The 18,736-nt window shown below is 70.6% G+C and carries 17 protein-coding genes; 10 read left to right on the top strand and 7 right to left on the bottom strand.

Features of this window, described 5'->3' with window-relative positions; all coding sequences use genetic code 11:
- Window positions 1-10 precede the first annotated feature (10 nt).
- The 6 genes from AB0G04_RS07325 to AB0G04_RS07300 all read left to right on the top strand — a co-directional run bounded on the left by AB0G04_RS07325 (window position 11) and on the right by AB0G04_RS07300 (window position 7,169).
- The gene (locus AB0G04_RS07325) at window positions 11-709 is read left to right on the top strand and encodes a PT domain-containing protein (RefSeq protein ID WP_360977981.1); all 699 of its coding nucleotides are present in this window, start codon (window positions 11-13) and stop codon (window positions 707-709) included.
- A 133-nt stretch (window positions 710-842) separates the two neighbouring features.
- Window positions 843-2,678 (top strand): sensor domain-containing diguanylate cyclase, encoded by a 1,836-nt coding sequence (locus tag AB0G04_RS07320; protein WP_360977978.1) that lies wholly within the window; start codon window positions 843-845, stop codon window positions 2,676-2,678.
- Window positions 2,675-4,957 carry a bifunctional diguanylate cyclase/phosphodiesterase gene (locus tag AB0G04_RS07315; protein WP_360977975.1) on the top strand — a complete coding sequence of 761 codons (2,283 nt, stop codon included), beginning with the start codon at window positions 2,675-2,677 and terminating at the stop codon, window positions 4,955-4,957. The genes AB0G04_RS07320 and AB0G04_RS07315 overlap by 4 nt, the downstream gene beginning before the upstream one ends.
- Window positions 4,958-4,977: 20 nt before the next feature.
- A complete protein-coding gene (locus AB0G04_RS07310; protein WP_360977972.1) occupies window positions 4,978-5,490 on the top strand; it encodes a hypothetical protein in 513 nt (170 codons plus the stop codon).
- Window positions 5,478-6,377: a hypothetical protein gene (locus tag AB0G04_RS07305; RefSeq protein WP_360977969.1), complete on the top strand. Its 900-nt coding sequence runs from the start codon at window positions 5,478-5,480 to the stop codon at window positions 6,375-6,377. The genes AB0G04_RS07310 and AB0G04_RS07305 overlap by 13 nt, the downstream gene beginning before the upstream one ends.
- 15 nt (window positions 6,378-6,392) lie before the next feature.
- Window positions 6,393-7,169, top strand: coding sequence for a hypothetical protein (locus AB0G04_RS07300; RefSeq protein ID WP_360977966.1), 777 nt, complete (start codon window positions 6,393-6,395; stop codon window positions 7,167-7,169).
- 42 nt (window positions 7,170-7,211) lie between these two features.
- On the opposite strand, the gene AB0G04_RS07295 is transcribed toward AB0G04_RS07300, so the two are convergent.
- Genes AB0G04_RS07295 through AB0G04_RS07265 form a run of 7 tightly spaced genes read right to left on the bottom strand, consistent with a single transcriptional unit; the run spans window position 7,212 to window position 14,036 of the window.
- A complete protein-coding gene (locus tag AB0G04_RS07295) occupies window positions 7,212-8,354 on the bottom strand; it encodes an ABC transporter substrate-binding protein (protein ID WP_360977963.1) in 1,143 nt (380 codons plus the stop codon).
- A gap of 28 nt (window positions 8,355-8,382) precedes the next feature.
- Complete coding sequence (locus AB0G04_RS07290) at window positions 8,383-9,138, bottom strand: ABC transporter permease subunit (RefSeq protein ID WP_360977960.1); 756 nt, start codon at window positions 9,136-9,138, stop codon at window positions 8,383-8,385.
- Window positions 9,135-9,944 (bottom strand): ABC transporter ATP-binding protein, encoded by an 810-nt coding sequence (locus AB0G04_RS07285; RefSeq protein ID WP_360977957.1) that lies wholly within the window; start codon window positions 9,942-9,944, stop codon window positions 9,135-9,137. Before AB0G04_RS07285 ends, AB0G04_RS07290 begins: the two co-directional genes overlap by 4 nt.
- Window positions 9,941-10,783: an ABC transporter permease subunit gene (locus AB0G04_RS07280; protein ID WP_360977954.1), complete on the bottom strand. Its 843-nt coding sequence runs from the start codon at window positions 10,781-10,783 to the stop codon at window positions 9,941-9,943. The genes AB0G04_RS07285 and AB0G04_RS07280 overlap by 4 nt, the downstream gene beginning before the upstream one ends.
- Window positions 10,780-11,778, bottom strand: a complete 999-nt coding sequence (locus tag AB0G04_RS07275; protein ID WP_360977950.1) for a TIGR03842 family LLM class F420-dependent oxidoreductase — start codon at window positions 11,776-11,778, stop codon at window positions 10,780-10,782. The genes AB0G04_RS07280 and AB0G04_RS07275 overlap by 4 nt, the downstream gene beginning before the upstream one ends.
- A gap of 15 nt (window positions 11,779-11,793) precedes the next feature.
- Entirely contained in the window at window positions 11,794-13,197 is a 1,404-nt protein-coding gene (gene hydA, locus AB0G04_RS07270) for a dihydropyrimidinase (protein WP_360977947.1), read from the bottom strand.
- On the bottom strand, window positions 13,194-14,036 hold the full coding sequence (locus tag AB0G04_RS07265) for a nitrilase-related carbon-nitrogen hydrolase (protein ID WP_360977944.1): 843 nt from the start codon (window positions 14,034-14,036) through the stop codon (window positions 13,194-13,196). The genes hydA and AB0G04_RS07265 overlap by 4 nt, the downstream gene beginning before the upstream one ends.
- Before the next feature lie 190 nt (window positions 14,037-14,226).
- Here AB0G04_RS07265 and AB0G04_RS07260 point away from each other — a divergent pair, with 190 nt between their 5' ends.
- The 4 genes from AB0G04_RS07260 to AB0G04_RS07245 all read left to right on the top strand — a co-directional run bounded on the left by AB0G04_RS07260 (window position 14,227) and on the right by AB0G04_RS07245 (window position 18,647).
- Window positions 14,227-15,582, top strand: coding sequence for an aminotransferase class I/II-fold pyridoxal phosphate-dependent enzyme (locus AB0G04_RS07260; protein WP_360977941.1), 1,356 nt, complete (start codon window positions 14,227-14,229; stop codon window positions 15,580-15,582).
- A 42-nt stretch (window positions 15,583-15,624) separates the two neighbouring features.
- Complete coding sequence (locus tag AB0G04_RS07255) at window positions 15,625-16,923, top strand: aspartate aminotransferase family protein (protein ID WP_360977938.1); 1,299 nt, start codon at window positions 15,625-15,627, stop codon at window positions 16,921-16,923.
- Window positions 16,924-17,106: 183 nt separating this feature from the next.
- Complete coding sequence (locus AB0G04_RS07250) at window positions 17,107-18,336, top strand: inorganic phosphate transporter (protein ID WP_360977935.1); 1,230 nt, start codon at window positions 17,107-17,109, stop codon at window positions 18,334-18,336.
- Between the two features lie 11 nt (window positions 18,337-18,347).
- Window positions 18,348-18,647, top strand: a complete 300-nt coding sequence (locus AB0G04_RS07245; protein WP_360977932.1) for a hypothetical protein — start codon at window positions 18,348-18,350, stop codon at window positions 18,645-18,647.
- Window positions 18,648-18,736 lie beyond the last annotated feature (89 nt).

Below are 18,736 nucleotides of genomic sequence, written 5' to 3'. Positions count from 1 at the left end.
AGTTCTCCCGATGCGTATGCGCCGTAGTGCCGCCGCCCTCGCCATTGCCGCGGCCGTCACGATTCCCGTTGCCGTCTCCGGCGTGGCCGCCTATGCCCAGGGCTCGTCGCCGTCCGCCGCGGCGTCCGCCGCCAAGAAGCCGGAGAAGCCGAAACCCACGCCGCCGAAGCCCACGCCGCCGAAGCCGACGAAGGCTCCGGTGCAGAAGGTCAACTTCCAGGCCAGCGGCTCGGTCACCGCGGTCGACGCGGCAGCCGGCACGGTCACCGTCGCGGCTCGCAGCGGCACCAAGGACGTCCGCGGCAAGAGCGTGACGATGAAGGTCGCCGCGGACGCCCGGATCGTGCTGAACGGCAAGAAGGTGAAGCTGGACGTCCTGGCGGCCGGTCAGAAGGTGTCGGTGACCGGTACCCGCGTGGACGCCGCGTACACGGCCGCCAAGATCCAGGCGTCCGGTAAGCCGGGCAAGCCGTCGCCGGCGCCGTCGTCCCCGACCACCGCCCCGACGGTGGCCCCGACCACCGCCCCGACGGTGGCCCCGACCGTCGTTCCCACGGTGGCCCCGACGTCGGAACCGACGGTCGCCCCGACGTCCGAGCCGACCGTCGCCCCGACGTCGGAGCCCACGGTCGCCCCGACGTCCGAGCCGACCACCGCTCCCACCGGCGAGCCCAGCGACGAGCCCACGGAAGAGGCCCCGGAGGACTGAGGACCACCGGCGACCGGTACGCCCCACCCGCCATGACAAGCCGGGGCGTGCCGGTCGCCGGCTTTTTTGCCTAAGACCGGGCGCGGACCGGCCGATAGCTGCCGGGGAGGCCCGGAGCAGGACGGAGAGTGGCATGCCGCCAGCGGTACGTGCCGGGTTGTGGCGCGATCCGGTGCTGATCGCGCTGGCCGTGTCCGGTGTGATCGTGGTCGGCGCCTTCATGCTCGACGTGGGTACGCCCCGCGGTCAGCTGATCGCCTGCTGGTCCATCAGCCCGATCCTGGACCTCGCGTTGTTCTGGCTGTCGCGCCAGGTGGCAGGCGTCCCGGGGCTGCCCCCGCACGCACGCCGGTTCTGGCGGGCGGTCGGCGTGGGCGGGCTGCTGTTCCTCACCGGCGACCTGGTGCAGCTGGGCAAGATCCTCAGTGATCCGGGCATGCAGCGGATCTTCTTCCATCCGGTGCAGTCGGCGGCGATGATGCTCGGCGTGGTGGTGATGATCATCGGTCTGCTGCTGCCGCAACGAGGGGTGAGCCGGCCACGCCGTGAACGCATCCGCCTGCTGTTGGACACCGCGATTCTGATGTCCGCCTCCACGGTGGTGGCGTGGTGCCTCATGACCCGCCCGGAGATGGCCGGAAGCGGGCCGGCGGCCTACTTCCTGGCCCTGTTCGGCTGTGGTGTGGTGCTGTGTGCGATCTTCGTGGCGATCCGTTCGGGTCTGACCGGTGTGTCCCCGATGAGCCGCGTGGCCGCCGGCCCGATGGTGCTCGCGCCCGTCGGCCTGGCGGCGGTCAGTGTGCTCCTGCCCAGCGGCAGCGTGTCGAACACCGGGATGCAGATGGCCGCGGTGCTCCTGCCGTGCTTCCTGGTCCTGGCCGGCCCGCGCTTGCAGTTCCTGCACGGCGTGGACGACCTCGACGGCCGCGAGTGGTTCACCCGCCGCCGGCGATTCAGTGTGCTGCCGTACGCCGCCACGCTGGTCTGCGCGGTCGCGCTGGTGTTCGTCCTGATCACCCGCGGGCTCGGGATGTCCGCGTGGGGCGCACTGGCGGGCCTGCTGATCAACGTCGGCCTGGTGATCGGCCGGCAGGTGCTGGCACTGGCGGAGAACGACGCCCTGGTCGGCGTGATCGGACGCCGGGAGCAGCGGCTCACCTCGCTGCTGGAACACTCGTCGGAGATCATCTCGATCGCCCGGCCGGACGGCACGTTCACCTACCTCAGCCCGGCGGTCGAGCGGGTGCTCGGTTTCCCGGTGGCCGACGTCCTCGGCCGCTGCGCGCTGGACATCCTGCACCGTGAGGATCGGGAGCGGCTCGCCGGTGACCTGGACCGGCTGTACTCGACGCCGGGGACCGAACTGACCCTGCACGGCCGGTACCGGCACGCGGACGGGTCGTGGCGCTGGCTGGAGGTGGTGGCGGTGAACCTGGCCGATGTGCCGGGCATCGACGGCGTGGTCTCCAACTCCCGGGACGTCACCGAGGCCCGGGAGCTGCACGAGCTGCTGCGTTACCAGGCCGGGCACGACGAGCTGACCGGGCTGGCGAACCGCCGCGGGTTCACCGCCGCGATGGCGGGGCGCTCGGGCGACGTCTCCGTCCTGCTGATCGACCTCAACGGCTTCAAACAGATCAACGACACGTACGGCCACGCGGCCGGTGACGCGGTCCTGCGACACGTGGCGGGCCTGCTGCGCGACTGTGCCGGGCCCGCGGACGTGCCGGCCCGGCTCGGCGGTGACGAGTTCGCCGTGATGGCCGGCGACCCGGCGGCGGCCGAGCGGATCGCCGGACGGTTGCGTACCGCGCTGGCCGAACCGGCCCGGATCGACGGCCGGGAGCTGTCGGTGGGCGCCAGCATCGGCCTGGCCACCGGTCCGGCGGCCGGTGCCGACCAGTTGCTCAACACCGCCGACCTGCGCATGTACGAGGAGAAGCAGCGCGCCCGGGCGTACCTGTCATGAGGCGTCACGTCATCACGGCCGCCCTGATCTGCCTGCTCGGCACCCTCTGGTACGGGCTGTGGGTGACCGTGTCCCCGGGCACCGTGGCGATCGGCTACCTGTTCATGCCGGTGTCGATGGCGACCGGCGGTGTCGCGGTGCGCTCGCTGCGCCGGGCCGTGCCGATGGCCCCGGCCGGGCGCCGGTTCTGGCTGCTGCTGGAGACCTGCTGCTACCTGTTCGCGGCCGGGTTCGGCCTGCTGGCGGTGGACGCCTTCCGGACCGCACCGGAGCTGCCCGGTATGCCCCCGGCCGGCGCGGTGCTGATCGGCGCCGGCGTGCTGGTGGCGATGTGGGGCGTGGCGCAGGTGCCGCTCGGCGTGACCAGCTGGTACGAGCGCGGCAAGCAGTGGCTGGACCGCACCATCGCGTTCCTGGGCTGCGCCGTCGTGCTGTGGCATTTCGGCATCGCTCCGATGATCTGGGCGCCCGAGCCATGGAGCACCGCGGCCCTGGCCATCCTGCTGCTGGCGTGCGCGTTCGCCGCCGGATCGATCACGAAGGTGGCGTACATCGCGGGCGGTCCGGTCGACCGCCGTGCGATGCGGCTGGTCGCCTCGACCGGCCTGGCCTCCGCGGGGGTGGCGCTGCTCGCGGTCCTCGAGAGCTACGACGGCATCCTGCCGGGCCAGGCCGTGCTGATGCCGGTGAGCGGCCTGCTGATCGCGCTCGGCTGCCGCCGTCAGCTGTCCGCGGCCACGAACCCGGTCCCCGTGGGCAAGGGCAACGTGTGGCTGCCGTACCTCGCGGTGCTGGCGGTCGACGTGCCGGTGGTGGACGTGCTGGTCCGGCCCTGGCACTGGGCGCCGGGCGTCTGGGAGGGCCGGCTCGTGGTGTCCGCGGCCGTGCTGGTGACCGGCCTGGTCGCGCTGCGCCAGTACGTCGTGTACCGGGAGAACACCCGCCTGCTGCGGGAGAAGCAGGAGTCGGAGGCCCGGCTGCGGCACGAGGCAACCCACGACCCGCTCACCGGCCTGGCGAACCGTGCCCTGTTCCGGCAGAGCCTGGACGCCGTGCTCGCGACCGGCCCGGCGACCGTGCTGCTGGCCGACCTGGACGAGTTCAAGACGGTCAACGACTCGCTCGGCCACGACGCCGGCGACGGCCTGCTGGTCGCGTTCGCGGATCTGCTGCGGGCGGCGGCCGGCCCGGAGGCCGAGGTGGCACGGCTGGCCGGGGACGAGTTCGCGGTGCTCGTACCGGGGGACACCACCGGCGAGTGCGTGGCCGCGGCGATCGCCACCGCGACGGCCGTACCGATCAGTGATCAGCGGTTGCTGGTCAGGTTCAGCGCCGGGCTGGCCACCGCGCCGCGCGGCACCCCGGCCAGCGATGTGCTGCGCCGGGCCGACGCCGCCCTGTACGCCGCCAAGCAGCGCGGCCGCGGCAACTGGGTCCGCTATGCGGGCGGTATGGAACGCCCGGCCTCGGCACACGCCCGGCTCGGCGGCGACCTTCGCCGGGCCCTGGACGCCGGCGAGTTCCGGATCGTCTACCAGCCGATCGTGGCGCTCGCCGACGGCCGGATCGTCGGCGTCGAGGCACTGGTCCGCTGGGAGCATCCGGAGAAGGGCCTGGTGTCGCCGGCCGACTTCATCCCGGCCGCCGAACGGACCGGGCTGATCGTGCCGCTGGGCCGGTTCGTGCTGCGCGAGACCTGCCGGCAGGCGGCGGCCTGGCTCGCCGAGTTCGGCCCGGACGTGCTGGAGAAGGCGGCGCCGAACGTCTCGGTACGGCAGCTGCACGATCCGGACTTCGTCGCCGACGTGGCGGCCGCCCTCGCCGACCACGGCCTGCCGCCGGACCGGCTGGTCCTGGAGCTGACCGAGTCGGCGGTGCTGCGCGGCCAGCACGTGTCCCGGGTGCTGCACGAACTGCACGACATGGGCGTACGGCTGGCACTTGACGACTTCGGCACCGGGGAGTCGTCCCTGAGCCTGTTGCGCGCGTTCCCGGCCGCGATCGTCAAACTCGACAAGTCGTTCGTCGACGGCATCGAGCTGGACGAGCCGGACACCCCGGCGGCGCACGCCCGGCAGGCGGTCGCCCGCGCCGTGGTGCAGCTGGCCGACGCGCTCGGCCTGGAAACGGTCGCCGAGGGCATCGAGAACCAGGAGCAGGCCGACCGCCTGCTGCGGCTGGGCTACGCCATCGGTCAGGGCTACCACCTCGGGCGGCCGATGCCACCCGAGCAGCTCACCGAGATCTTCGCGGCAAGGCGGCTCGCGGCGGCCGCCTGAGAGCCCGATATCGTACGGCGATGAGCGTTGCCGACGACGGGACGACAACCGCCCGGTCGCTCACCGAGTGGCTGGATCAGCTGACCTTCGCCGAGCTGCCGGAGGCCGACGCCGCCGCGCGGATCGCCGATTCGGTGCAGCGGTGGGCGCAGTGGCAAGGGTGGCGCGTCTACCGGCGGGCGCCGAGTGTCTTCCCGTTGCCGCCACCGTTGCGCGGCAACTCGGTCATCGACGTGGCGTGTGCCCGGCCGGGTGCGCCTCCGCTGGCGATCGAGATCGACCGTACGGACCGGCAGCGTACGGTCGACAAGCTGCTGGCCGAGGCGGCTGCCGGCCGGGTCGCCCTGTGGGTGCGCTGGGGCGTCGGCCCGTTCCCGCCGCCACCGCTTCCGGTACATCTCGTGGTCCGTGAGGCCGCCCGCCGGGCCGGTCGCTGGCATACGGTGTCGGCGGCGCCACCCGCGCCGCGTCACTCCGGTGCCGTCGCGTCCGGAGACGCCGTCCACGCCGAGGAGCTGCCGTGGGAACAGTGACCGAGAGCCCGTACCGACTCGCCTGGCGGGTCACCGAGCCGCTGCACGCGATGGTCTACTTCGTGCCGGAGGCGCCGGCGCGCTACGCGAAGTTCGGCATCGAAGGGATGGACGGCTATTTCGCGTCCCGGGGTGCCGCGCTCGGCCCGGTGGGGCCGGAGCTCGTGACCGCGGTCTTCTACAACTTCAATCCGGCCCTGGTTTCCCGAGCGATCCCGTCGGTCTGGACGAAGGCGACCCCGGAGCAGCTCGTGCAGGCCCGCCTGGAGGCCGCTGACGCCGCCCTGACCCGAGGCCTGGGTGCGGAGGTGGTGGACGGTCCGGAGATCGCTGAGGCGGCGGTTCTGGCCCGGCGGGCGGCCGAGAAGGCGGTCACCCTGCCGCACGGCCGGCCGCTGTTCGCCGCGCACGCCGCGCTGCCCTGGCCGGACCGCCCGCACCTGGTGCTCTTCCACGCGCAGATGCTGCTCCGCGAGTTCCGCGGGGACGGGCACGTGGCGGCCCTGCTGGCGAACGGGATCAGTGGCCTGGACGCGATCGTCATGCACGCGGCCAGCGGTGAGATCGACCCGCGGTTCCTGCGCGGCACCCGGGGCTGGACCGGCGAGCAGTGGGCGGAGGCGGAGGGCGACCTGCGGCGCAGCGGCCTGCTCGACGACGAGGGCCGGCTCACCGAGGCCGGCGTGGCGCTGCGGGCACACGTCGAGGACCGTACGGATCAGGTGGCCGAGGTGGCCTACCGGGCGATCGGTGAGGAGGGCTGCCGGCGGCTGGCCGAGCTCACCAGACCGCTGAGCCGGACCATTGTCAAGGGTGGCCTGCTCAACCCGATGAACCTTGTCACGCATTCCTCTCGGCCGAATCATTTGCCGGAGGGTAATCAATAGGTCACGCTAGGTCGTGTGACCCAACATCTGCGGAGACACCCGGCGTCCTGGTGGACGCAGTTCCAAGAGGCCTCCGAGCGGTTCGACACCGCCTACCTGACCGAGGGGTTGGGTGATCTCCTCACCGCGAAGATAGGTTCGCCGCTGTTGCGCCGGGAGGCGGAGATCGCCACCGACATCCAGGTGCGGCATCTGAACAAGCCGCAGGCCGAAGAGCTGGCCGACCGTGCGCGCAAGAGCGTCGAGCGGCTGGTCGCGACGGTGGCCCGCCTGGCCGAGCGCTCCGGGGAGGGATTCTCGCTCACCGAGGCGCATGCGCTGTGCCATCTGCTGGAGGGCCGGTACGGCGAAGCGGCCAACGCGGCCGAGGAGTTCCTGAAGACGCAGCAGATTCTGCGGATCTTCGTGGGCGCGATGCGGATGGAGCGGTTCGACGCCGAGCTCGCGGTCAAGATGCTGGCGGCCGGCCACGAACCCGGTGCGGCCATGCACTCCGGGATCGTGGTGGGCAAGTACAGCTGGTGGCCGAGCTGGCTCATCAAGATCGTCACGGAGCGGGCCATGGAGGGCCGTCTCGACGACGAGGCGATCACCGCGCTGGACAAGTGCGCGTACGCCGAGCTCAGTCCCGCCCAGTCCCGGATCGCGCGCCGGCTGCTCTCCGGCGAGGAGGCGCTGATCGACGCCTCGGCGGTCCGTCTCGAGGCCCTCGGCGAGACGGACGCGGCCGAGAAGCTCCGCAAGGGCGACCTGACAGCGGTCGCCATCGCGGCTCGTCTCATCCCCGTCTGAGACCCGGTGCCGGGCGCGGCACGCGCCCGGCACACCCGCTCGTCAGGCGCCGCCCTCGGTGAGGGTCACCGCGGCGGGTTGGAACGCCGTACCCGTCACGTCGACCCCCGCCGCCTTGGCCTGCTCGATCGCCTGGTTGATGTAGTCGTTGGTGTAGGCCAGGCCCTCCGGTGCCTTCTTGAGGACCGTGTCGCCGGTCTGGTTCCTCGTCGACAGCGAGATGTCCACGGTCTGCTTCCAGGAGGCCTCGTCGATCACGCCGACCCCGGCGCCGGCGGCCGGCCAGATCAACCTGTTGACCTCGTTCATCTGCCACAGCTGGTGGCTCTTGCCGAGCTTGGAGCCCTTCGCGACGACCAGGTCACGGCACTTCTCCGCGTTGTCGCGGCAGTACGCCCAGCCCTTGATCGTGGCGGTCAGGAACTTGACGGTCTGCGCCTGGTAGTTCGGGTCGTTCAGCTTCCCGGTGTTCGCCCACACCGCGTCCTGGAGCATCGACGACCCCTCGGACTTCCAGTCGATGATCGCGAAGTCGCCGGCGGTGTACAGCTGGCCGGTAGCCGGGTTCTTCGCCTCCAGGAGCTGGGCGTACTCGTTGTAGCTCATCGCCTGGGCGGCGTCGATCTCCTTCTTGAGCAGCGCCTGCATGTCGAACTGCTGCTGCACCAGGGTGACGTCCTTGCCGGGGTCGAGGCCGGCCTTGGTCATGCCGGCGAACAGCTCGAACTCGTTGCCGAAGCCCCAGTTGCCGACCTTCTTGCCCTTGAGGTCCGCGGCCCCGGTGATGCCGCTGTCCTTCCAGGCGACCTGGTACGTGCCGGAGCGGGCGAAGATCTGCCCGACGTCGGTGATGCCGGCACCCTGTTCCCGGGAAGCCAGCGCCTTGGGCACCCAGGCGACGGCGTAGTCGGCCTTACCGGTGGCGAGAACCGTCTGCGGGACGATGTCGACCCCGCCCTCGAGCAGCTCGACGTCGAGACCCTGCTCGGCGTAGAACCCCTGGTCGACGGCAGCGATGTAGCCCGCGAACTGGGCCTGGTAGAACCACTGCAGCTGCAGCTTGACCGGGGTGAGTGCGCCGCTCGCGCCGGGAGCCGGAGTGGCGGGGGTGTCGGCGGTGCCGCAGCCGGCCAGGAGCAGAGCGGAAGCGGTGATGGCAGCGGCAAATATCCGGTTTCGTGGCACGAGAACCTCCGGGGAACTGGCGGAATCTTCAGGAGAGGAGCCGCTGCCGCCACGGCATGGCGAGCCGTTCCAGCAGCAACGTGACCAGGTAGAAGGTGAGACCGAGAAGGCAGGCGCCGGCCACGAAGGCCCAGGCACGGGGGTACGCGGTGAACGCCGCGGCGGAGGTGATCCGCGCGCCGAGCCCGTCCTGCAGACCGCCGAAGTACTCGGCGACGACCGCGGCGATCACGGCGAGCGACGACGCCTGCCGCAGGCCGGTGAAGAGGTGGGGGAGCGCGCCGGGCAGCCGCACCTTGACCGCGAAGGTCCAGCCCGAGGCCGCGTACGAGCGCATCAGCTCCTGATGGACCGGGTTCACCTCGCGCAGCCCGCGCAGCAGGTTGAGGAAGACCGGGAAGAAGACCACGATGCCGGTCACCAGCCGCCGGGGGACGCTGCTCGTCGACTCGAACATGTTGTTGAGGATCGGGGCGAGCGCGATGATCGGCAGCGCGTTGGCCACCGCGGCGAACGGGATGGACACCTCGCCGAGGAACCTCGAGCGGCTGGCGGCAAGCGCGGCCAGGACGGCCAGGAGCGTGCCGCCGATCAGGCCGGCGAGCGCGTTGGCCCCGCTGGCCAGTCCCGCGTCCCAGATGTTCTGCCTCTGCTCGGCGATCTGCGCCCCGATCGCCGAGGGAGCCGGGAGGATGAACGGGGCCACCCGGCCGGCCGTCACGAAGACCTCCCACAGCACCAGGGCCAGAACCCCGAAGACCAGAGGCGGCAACACCCGTCTCATGAGCGCAGCGCCTGTCGTACCTCGGTGATCTTCTCGAAGTAGACCGGTGCCTGACGTCCTGCCTCGTCCCGGGAGGGGAGTTCGACGTCGATCGACGCGGTGATCCGGCCGGGCCGGGCCGACATGACGACCACCCGGTCGGAGAGGAACACCGCCTCCGAGATCGAATGGGTGACGAAGACCGTGCTGGTGCCGGTCGTGGCGCAGATACCGAGCAGCTCCGACTGCAGGCGCTCGCGGGTCATCTCGTCGAGCGCCCCGAACGGCTCGTCCATCAGCAGCAGCGGCGGCTGGACGGCGAGGGCACGGGCGATGGCCACCCGCTGCTGCATGCCGCCGGACAGCTGGCCGGGATAGTGACCGGCGAAATCGGCGAGCCCGACCAGTTCCAGCATCTGCTCGGCCCTGGCCCGCCGATCGGACTTGGACATGCCACGCAGTTCGAGGGGCAGCTCGACGTTGCGGCGTACGGTCCGCCACTCGAAGAGGCCGGCCTGCTGGAAAGCGATGCCGTACTCCTGCTCCCGGCGTGCCCGCGCGGCCGGCTTCCCGGCGACCGTCAGTGTGCCGGCGGTCGGCTCGATCAGATCGGCGATCAGCCGCAGCAGGGTGCTCTTGCCGCAGCCGGACGGCCCGATCAGCGACACGAACTCACCGCCGCCCACGGTCAGGTTCACGTCGGACAGTGCCAGCACCTCGTCGGAGCGGCCCCGGTTGAAGACCTTCGTCACGTTGGCGACGACCACCGAGGCGTCGCGCACCGGGGCCGGCACGACGTCCGGGGCCGGGCTTGCGAGCTCGCTCACAGCGTCACCACCTCCACATGGCGCCGGTGCCGCATCAGCGGCAGTTCAAGAAGGGAGACGGCACCGGCGACGAGCAGGCCCAGCAGGGCCGCGCCGAGCATCGCCGTGTAGACCTTGGCGGGATCCGAGGTGGCCTCCCGCGAGTACTCGATGATCAGGCGGCCGATTCCGCCGCGGGTGCCGGTGGAGATCTCGCCGACCACCGCGCCGACCACCGCCGCCGCTCCGGCCAGCCGCAGCGCCGGGAACAGGTAGGGCAACGCCGACGGGAACCGCAGCTTCACCAGCGTTCGCCACCACCCGGCCGCGTAGCTGCGCATCAGCTCGGTTCCGGCCGCGCCCGGCGACTGCAGCCCGCGCAGCATGCCCACGGCGACCGGGAAGAAGGCCAGGTACGCGGCGATCACCGCGACGGTCGCCCAGGGCGGCATCAGGGTGCCGCCCCAACCGGCGATCAGCGGCGCCAGCGCCACCAGGGGCACGGTCTGGGAGAGGATGACGTACGGCAGGAGCCCGCGCTCGACGATCCGGAACCGCTGCATGGCGACCGCCAGGACCAGCCCGATCACCGTTCCGGCGGCGAACCCCGCCGCGGTGATCCCGAGGGTGAACAGGCAGGCGTCGAGCACCACGATCCACACCGGCCGCCCGCCGGTCATCTCCGGATCGGCCAGCCGTCCCAGGATCGTCCCCAGATGCGGCATGGAGAGGTCGTCGGCGCGCGGGAGCACCCGCACGCCGAACAGTACCGTCCCCTCGGGATCCCCGGCCGCCTTGTAGCCCTCCCACAGGAGCGCGGCCGCGATCAGCCCGGCGATCACCGAGAGGACGCGCCTCACGAGAACGCCGGGATGATGTGCTCGCCGTACGCGGCGAGCGTCGGCTCCTTGCCGTCGTGCTGAAGGTAGACGGAGAACTGGTCGACGCCCAGTTCCCGCAGCTCCTTCAGCTTCTTGACGTGGCTCTCCACCGGACCGAGGACACAGAACCGGTCCACGATCTCGTCCGGCACGAACGCGGTGTGGCTGTTGCCGGCGCGTCCGTGTTCGGCGTAGTCGTACCCCTGCCGGGCCTTGATGTAGTCGGTGAGGGCCTGCGGCACCGCACCTCCGTCACCGCCGTAACGCCCGACGATGTCGGCGATGTGGTTGCCGACCATCCCGCCGAACCAGCGTGTCTGCTCCCGCTGGTGTGCCAGGTCGTCGCCGACGTAGGCCGGGGCCGCCACACAGAACGTGATGGCGTCCGGGTCCCTCCCGCCGGCGACCGCCGCTCTCCGGACCGCCTTGATCATCCACTCGGCGATGTCCGGGTCGGCGAGCTGCAGGATGTACCCGTCGCCCACCTCCCCGGTGACGGCGAGTGCCTTCGGGCCGTACGCGGCGACCCACACCTCCAGGCGGCTGCCGGCCGCCCACTCCAGTTGCAGTTCCCGGCCGCGGACCGTGACCTTCTCGCCGTTGCCGAGTCCCTTGATCGCCAGCACGCTCTCGCGCAGCTGACCGAGGGTCTGCGGGGTCAGGCCGAGCACGCGCAGCGCCGAGTCGCCGCGGCCGATGCCGCAGACGGTCCGGTTGCCGTACATCTCGTTGAGGGTGGCGAAGGCCGAGGCGGTGACGGTCCAGTCCCGGGTGCCCGGGTTGGTCACCATCGGCCCGACGATGATCCGCTCGGTCGCGGCGAGGATCGCCGAGTAGACGACGAACGGTTCCTGCCAGAGCACGTGCGAGTCGAACGTCCAGAAGTGGCTGAAGCCGGCCGCCTCGGCCTTCTTCGCCCACTCGACGATCTCCAGCGCGGGCGGGTCGTTCTGCAGCACCACACCGATGTCCAAGTGGCCCACCCCTTTCTAGATCAGGTAGTCGCTGAGGCCGCGCTTGAGATAGCGGCCGCGGCCGGCCCGCCCGGTGTACTCGCCGCCCGACGCGATGACCTCGCCGCGGGACAGGACCGTGTCCACCCGCCCGTCGATCTCCCAGCCCTCCCAGGCCGAGTGATCCATGTTCATGTGGTGGGTCTCGACGCTGATCCGGGTGCGCCCGGCGGGGTCGTACAGCACGATGTCGGCGTCCGAGCCGGGGGCGATCACGCCCTTCCTCGGGTACAGGCCGAACATCCGCGCCGGTGTGGTCGCGATCGTCTCCACCCAGCGGCCCAGTGACAGCTTCCCGTCGACGACGCCCTGGTAGAGCAGGTCCACCCGATGTTCCACGCTGCCGATCCCGTTCGGGATCTTCGAGAAGTCGCCGAGGCCCAGCTCCTTCTGGTCCTTGAAGCAGAACGGGCAGTGGTCGGTCGAGACCACGGACAGGTCGTTGGTACGCAGGCCCTGCCACAGATCGGCGCGGTGCGACTCGTGCCCGCTCCGCAGCGGTGTCGAGCAGACCCACTTGGCGCCCTCGAAACCGGGCGCGCCGAGCTGGTCCTCGAGCGTGAGGTAGAGGTACTGCGGGCAGGTCTCGGCGAACACGTTCCGGCCGAGGTCGCGGGCGTTACGGACCTGTTCGAGCGCCTTCGACGCGGACAGGTGCACGATGTAGAGCGGGCAGTCCGCGGCCACCGACGCCAGCCAGATCGCCCGGCTGGTGGCCTCGGCCTCCAACTCCTGCGGGCGGGTCAGGCCGTGGTGGATCGGGTCCGTCTCGCCGCGTTCCAGGGCCTGTTTGACCAGCACGTCGATGGCCGGGCCGTTCTCCGCGTGCATCATGATCATGGAGCCGTTGTCGCGGGCCTTCTGCATGGCGCGCAGGATCTGGCCGTCGTCGGAGTAGAAGACGCCCGGGTACGCCATGAACAGCTTGAAGCTGCTGATGCCCTCGTTGCCGACCAGGTGGTCCATCGCCTTGAGCGACTCGTCGTCGACCCCGCCGATGATCATGTGGAAGGCGTAGTCGATGTGACAGTTGCCCTCCGCCTTGCCGTGCCAGGCGGCCAGGCCGTCCTGGATCACCTCGCCGTAGCGCTGGACCGCGAAGTCGATGATCGTGGTGGTGCCGCCGATCGCCGCGGCCCTGGTGCCGGTGTCGAAGGTGTCGCTCGCGTGGGTGCCGCCGAACGGCAGTTCCATGTGGGTGTGCGCGTCCACGGCACCGGGGATCACGTACTTGCCGGTGGCGTCGATGACCTCCGGGCCGTCGGGCGCCTGCCCCGGCGCGAAGATCGCGGCGATGATCTCGCCGTCGATGAGCACGTCGGCGAGGATGGGCCCGGCGGGCCCGACGACGGTCCCGCCCTTGATCAGCTTGACCGTCACGGGGCCACCAGCCCGTCGTAGCTGTCCGGGCGGCGGTCACGGTAGAACTGCCACCGGTCGCGGACCGTGCCGAGCAGGCTCAGGTCCAGGTCGCGGACGATCAGTTCCGGGTTGTGGGTGTCCGCCACGTCGCCGACGAACTTGCCCTCCGGGTCGACGAAGTACGTCTGCCCGTAGAAGTCGTTGTCACCGAGGTCCTCGACGCCGACCCGGTTGATGGCGCCGATGAAGTACTCGTTCGCGACCGCGCTGGCCGGCTGCTCCAGCTGCCACAGGTACGAGGAGAGGCCGCGGCTGGTGGCCGACGGGTTGAACACGATCTGGGCGCCGTTCAGGCCGAGAGCGCGCCAGCCCTCCGGGAAATGCCGGTCGTAACAGATGTAGACGCCCACCCTGCCGACCGCGGTGTCGAAAACCGGGTAGCCCAGATTTCCGGGACGGAAGTAGAACTTCTCCCAGAATCCCTTCACCTGCGGAATGTGGTTCTTGCGGTACTTGCCGAGATATTTTCCGTCGGCATCGACCACGGCCGCGGTGTTGTAGAGAATTCCGGGCTGCTCCTGTTCGTACATCGGCAGGACCATGACCATTCCGAGTTCGGCGGCGAGCGCCTGGAAACGCTCGGTGGTCGGGCCCGGGATCGACTCGGCGTACTCGTAGTAGGCGGCGTCCTGCACCTGGCAGAAGTACGGGCCGTAGAAAAGTTCCTGGAAGCAGATCACTTTCGCGCCTTGGGCGGCGGCCTCACGAGCGTAATCCTCGTGGGCCTTGATCATCGATTCCTTGTCGCCCGTCCAGGTGGTCTGGACGAGGGCGGCACGGACGACTCCGGTCGTCATTGCGGCCCCTCTCTTTTGATCTTCTACGCACGCGCAGTGCGCCATGAAGCGCCTGTGATCGTGTGTTTACTCCTTGTCGTAGCTCCTGCGCCAGGCCTTGCCTGGAAGCGCCGGATGCCGTAGGACCTTAACGACACACATTGAGGCGAACAATTGCCCGTACGTTACGGAATGTTTCGGAGACGATAATTTGCTGACCCTGATCACCGGGGCGGTTCAGGACAGAAGCGCCCGGGGTATCGCGGCGGCGGTGAGCCGGTTGATCACGTCCGGCCGCCTGCCCGCCGGCGCGCGCCTGCCCACCGTCCGGGTGGTCGCGAGCGGGCTCGGCGTGAGCCCGACGACGGTCAGCGAGGCGTGGCGCAACCTGATCCTGGCCGGGGCCATCCAGACCCGCGGGCGCTCCGGCACCTTCGTGGCAGGGCCCTTGCCGCCCCGGGCCCGGCTGCGGTACGCGCAGCTCAGCGGTGCCGGGGTGGACCTGCCCCGGGACCTGTCCACCGGTGTGCCGGACCCGCTGCTGCTGCCCGACCTCACCGAGTCGTTGCGGCGCGCCGGCGACGGGCGGTGGGCGGGCAGCTATCTCGAGGCGCCGGTGCTGCCGGAGCTCGAGGCGCTGCTGCGGGAGCGGTGGCCGTACCCGCCGGAGAGGCTGACCGTGGTGGACGGCGCGATGGACGCACTCGACCGCGTCGCCGGGGCGGTGCTGCGCTACGGCGACCACGTGCTCGTCGAGAACCCGGCCTTCCCACCGCTGCTCGACCTGCTCCAGGCCCTCGGTGCCACCGTCGTCGGCGTGCCGATGGACTCGGCCGGCATCGTCCCCGACGGTCTCCGGCAAGCCATCCGGGACTACCGGGCGGTCGCCCTCTTCCTCCAGCCGCGTGCCCACAACCCCACGGGTACCAGCATGGACGGCGCCCGCGCGGCACTACTGGCGAACGTCCTCCTGGAGGCGCCGCACCTGCTGGTGGTCGAGGACGACCACGCCGGCGGCATCGCCACCGCACCGCCCGTCAGCATTGGCCGCTACCTGCCCGAACGCACCGTGCACGTGGCAGGCTTCTCCAAGAGCCACGGGCCCGACCTGCGGCTCGCGGCTGTCGGCGGGCCGGCTCACGTGCTCGACACGCTCGCCGACCGCCGGCTGCTCGGCCCCGGCTGGTCCAGCAGGCTGCTCCAGGGCGTACTGCTCGATCTGCTGACCGACCCGAAAGCCGTGGCCCGCGTCGCGGCCGCGCGGGACGCCTACGCCGCGCGCCGTACCGCCCTCGTGAAAGCCCTGCACGAACGGGGGGTCCCGGCGACCGCGGCCGACGGGATCAATCTGTGGATGGAGGTCCCCGACCAGCAGAACGCGCTCGTCGCCCTTGCCGCCCACGGCGTCGCCGCGGCTCCCGGGACGCCGTTCTGCGTCACCCCGCTCGGCGCCGACCACCTGCGGATCACCGCCGGCCTGGTGGCCGGCGGCCACGACGAGCTGGCCGACGTACTGGCCGTCGCCGCTGTCCCGAACACGCTGAGAACCCGCTTCCGTACACGCTGAGAACCCGCTTCCGTAAATGCTGAGAATCCGAAGGGGAACCTGATGAGCGAGCTCCTCGACCGCCACCGGGCCGTGATGCCGGCGTGGATGCCGGTCTACTACGGCGACGACGCGCTGGAGATCGTCGCCGGCCGCGGACGGCACGTCACCGACGCGAACGGGCGCACCTACCTCGACTTCTTCGGCGGCGTGCTGACCACGATGATCGGGTACGACGTGGCCGAGATCAGCGAAGCGGTCCGCCGGCAGATCGGCACCGGTGTGGCGCACACCTCCACGCTCTACCTCATCCGGCAGCAGGTGGAGCTTGCCGAGAAGATCGCCCGGCTCTCCGGCATCCCGGACGCGCGGGTGTTCTTCACCAACTCCGGCACCGAGGCCAACGAGGCCGCCCTGCTCATGGCCACCAACGTGCGGCGCTCCAACCAGATCCTGGCGATCAAGAACAGCTACCACGGTCGTACGTTCGCCACCATGGCGATCACCGGCCACCGGACCTGGTCGTCGAGTTCGCTCAGCCCCTTCACGGTCAACTGGCTGGCCTCCCCCGACCGGCTGCGGGGCAGGATGGCCCGGCTCAGCGACGCGGACCTGATCGACGCCGCGGTCGACGACCTGCGGGAGGTCCTCGCCACCGTCACGGCCGGCGACGTGGCCGCGCTGATCGCCGAGCCGATCCAGGGTGTCGGCGGGTTCGTGCACGGCCCGGACGGTCTGCTCGGGGCCTACCGGAAGGTGCTCGGGGAACACGGCATCCTGCTCATCGCCGACGAGGTGCAGACCGGCTGGGGGCGGACCGGTGAGCACTTCTGGGGTCATCAGGCGCACGGCGTCACCCCCGATCTGATCACCTTCGCCAAGGGCATCGGCAACGGGTACGCCCTCGGCGGTGTCGTGGGCAGCGCGGAGGTGATGAACGCGGTGCCGGCGATCAGCTTCTCCACCTTCGGCGGCAACCCGGTCAGCGCGGCGGCCGGTAACGCGGTCCTCGACTACGTGCTCGACCATGACCTGCAGGGCAATGCGCGACGGGTGGGATCGATCCTGCTGGACGGGCTCCGCAGTCTGACGCACTCGATCGTCGGCGAGGTGCGGGGCCGGGGCCTGATGATCGGGGTCGAATTCGTCCGTCCCGGCACCACCGAACCCGACCCGGCGGCCACGCTGCGGGTGTTCGACCTGTGCCGGGCCGGGGGACTGCTGGTCGGCAAGGGCGGGCTGTACGGCAACGTACTGCGGATGGGTCCGCCGCTGACCCTGACCGAGGACGAGGCGCGTGAAGGGCTGGCGATCCTGGCCGAGGCGATAGCGGCGGCCGACGCCGAGCAACTAATCCGTTAAGTCATTTTTGCGAGTATTATCCCTAAGGCATTGTTCACCTTTGGTCCATCTGTGGGCACGCTCAGTTGCTTGACAGTTGCTTTCCGTGCAGATTGGGGAAACGCCAGGTTAACGCGAGCGGAACCTTGTACATGTTGCGTTCCGACTATGGCAGCGCGCCCGTAACTCGGTCACGATCACGGCGTGACAGAAACATCCGTGATCTTGGCGCTGGTGGTCATCACGGCCCTGGCCTTCGATTTCACCAACGGGTTCCATGACACCGCCAACGCGATGGCGACCTCCATCGCGACCAAGGCGCTACGGCCCAAGACCGCCGTCGCCCTCTCCGGTGTGCTGAACCTGGTGGGCGCCTTCCTCTCGGTGGAAGTCGCGCTGACCGTCACCAATGCCGTGGTCAAGATCCAGGACAAGAGCGGCGCCCCGAAGGTGGAACTCCTCGCCGACGGCGGCAGCGGACTGTTGCTGATCATCCTGGCCGGCCTCGTCGGTGGCATCGTCTGGAACCTGCTGACCTGGCTGCTCGGCCTGCCGTCCAGCTCCTCCCACGCCCTCTTCGGCGGCCTCGTCGGCGCCACCCTCGCCGGGCTCGGCATGGCGGGCGTCAACTGGAGCGGCGACGGTTCGAAGCTCGACGGCGTCATCGGCAAGGTCCTCCTCCCCGCCGTCATCTCCCCGGTCATCGCCGGAGTGGTCGCCGCAGCCGGCACCTGGATCATCTTCAAGATCACGACCGGCGTCGCGGCCCGCTTCACCGAACAGGGCTTCCGCTGGGGCCAGATCGGCAGCGCCTCCCTCGTCTCCCTGGCGCACGGCACCAACGACGCCCAGAAGACCATGGGAGTCATCACGCTCGCCCTGATCGCCAGCGGCAACTGGAGCGACCTCGAGAACATCCCGCTGTGGGTCAAGGTCTCCGCGGCCGTGGCCATCGCCCTCGGCACCTACCTCGGCGGCTGGCGCATCATCCGGACCCTCGGCAAGGGCATCACCGACATCAACCCGCCGCAGGGCACCGCCGCGCAGTCCGGCGCCGCCGCCGTCATCCTCGCCTCCAGCCACCTCGGCTTCGCGCTCTCCACCACGCACGTCGCCACCGGCTCGGTCATCGGCTCCGGCCTCGGCCGCCCCGGCGCCACCGTCCGCTGGGCCGTCGCCGGCCGGATGATCCTCGCCTGGCTGATCACCCTCCCCGCGGCCGGCATCGTCGGCGCCGTGATGTTCTGGATCGGCGACGCCGTCGGCGGCACCGCGGGTGCCCTCGTCGTCTTCACCCTGCTGGTCCTCGCCTCCGGCGCGATGTACCTGCAGTCCCGCACCGGCAAGATCGACCACGAGAACGTCAACGACGACTGGGACGGCACCACCGCCGAACCCGCCGTCGCTCCCGTCCCCGCCGTCGCGGCGAACTGAGAGGCGAACAGATGCACAACCTGGGATTCGCCCTCGACGGCGCCTGGCAGGTCCTCATCGCCGGTCTGGCCCTCGGCGCCGGCCTGCCCGTCCTCTTCGCCCTCGGCATCCGCTCCCTCGCCTGGGGCGCCGGAGCCACCACCGTCGGCGAGACCCCGGGCCCGGTCCGGCCGCTCGGCACCGCCCTCGGGTACGCGCTCTTCGCGGTGGTCGTCATCGGCGTACTGCTCGGTCTCACCTTCATCGTGGCCAGCGGTTTCGGTTACAAGCTCGAGTTCTCCCACATCTACCCGACGCTGATCGCGAAGTGACGCCGGCGCCCTCGCGGCGCTTCCCTTCCGATCGCTGAACGAACCGGGCCCGGCACTCGAAGTGCCGGGCCCGCCTCACATCCTCAACC

The organism is Actinoplanes sp. NPDC023801 (genome assembly GCF_040639655.1).
In the GTDB taxonomy this organism is placed as follows: domain Bacteria; phylum Actinomycetota; class Actinomycetes; order Mycobacteriales; family Micromonosporaceae; genus Actinoplanes.
This window is presented reverse-complemented; position numbering and strand designations above follow the sequence as displayed.

What these genes read in the sequence shown, in the direction of transcription:
- AB0G04_RS07325 (WP_360977981.1), top strand. Translation starts at nt 11, where the DNA reads ATGCGTATGCGCCGTAGTGCCGCCGCCCTCGCCATTGCCGCGGCCGTC.
- AB0G04_RS07320 (WP_360977978.1), top strand. Translation starts at nt 843, where the DNA reads ATGCCGCCAGCGGTACGTGCCGGGTTGTGGCGCGATCCGGTGCTGATC.
- AB0G04_RS07315 (WP_360977975.1), top strand. Translation starts at nt 2,675, where the DNA reads ATGAGGCGTCACGTCATCACGGCCGCCCTGATCTGCCTGCTCGGCACC.
- AB0G04_RS07310 (WP_360977972.1), top strand. Translation starts at nt 4,978, where the DNA reads ATGAGCGTTGCCGACGACGGGACGACAACCGCCCGGTCGCTCACCGAG.
- AB0G04_RS07290 (WP_360977960.1), bottom strand. Translation starts at nt 9,138, where the DNA reads ATGAGACGGGTGTTGCCGCCTCTGGTCTTCGGGGTTCTGGCCCTGGTG.
- AB0G04_RS07265 (WP_360977944.1), bottom strand. Translation starts at nt 14,036, where the DNA reads ATGACGACCGGAGTCGTCCGTGCCGCCCTCGTCCAGACCACCTGGACG.
- AB0G04_RS07255 (WP_360977938.1), top strand. Translation starts at nt 15,625, where the DNA reads ATGAGCGAGCTCCTCGACCGCCACCGGGCCGTGATGCCGGCGTGGATG.
- AB0G04_RS07245 (WP_360977932.1), top strand. Translation starts at nt 18,348, where the DNA reads ATGCACAACCTGGGATTCGCCCTCGACGGCGCCTGGCAGGTCCTCATC.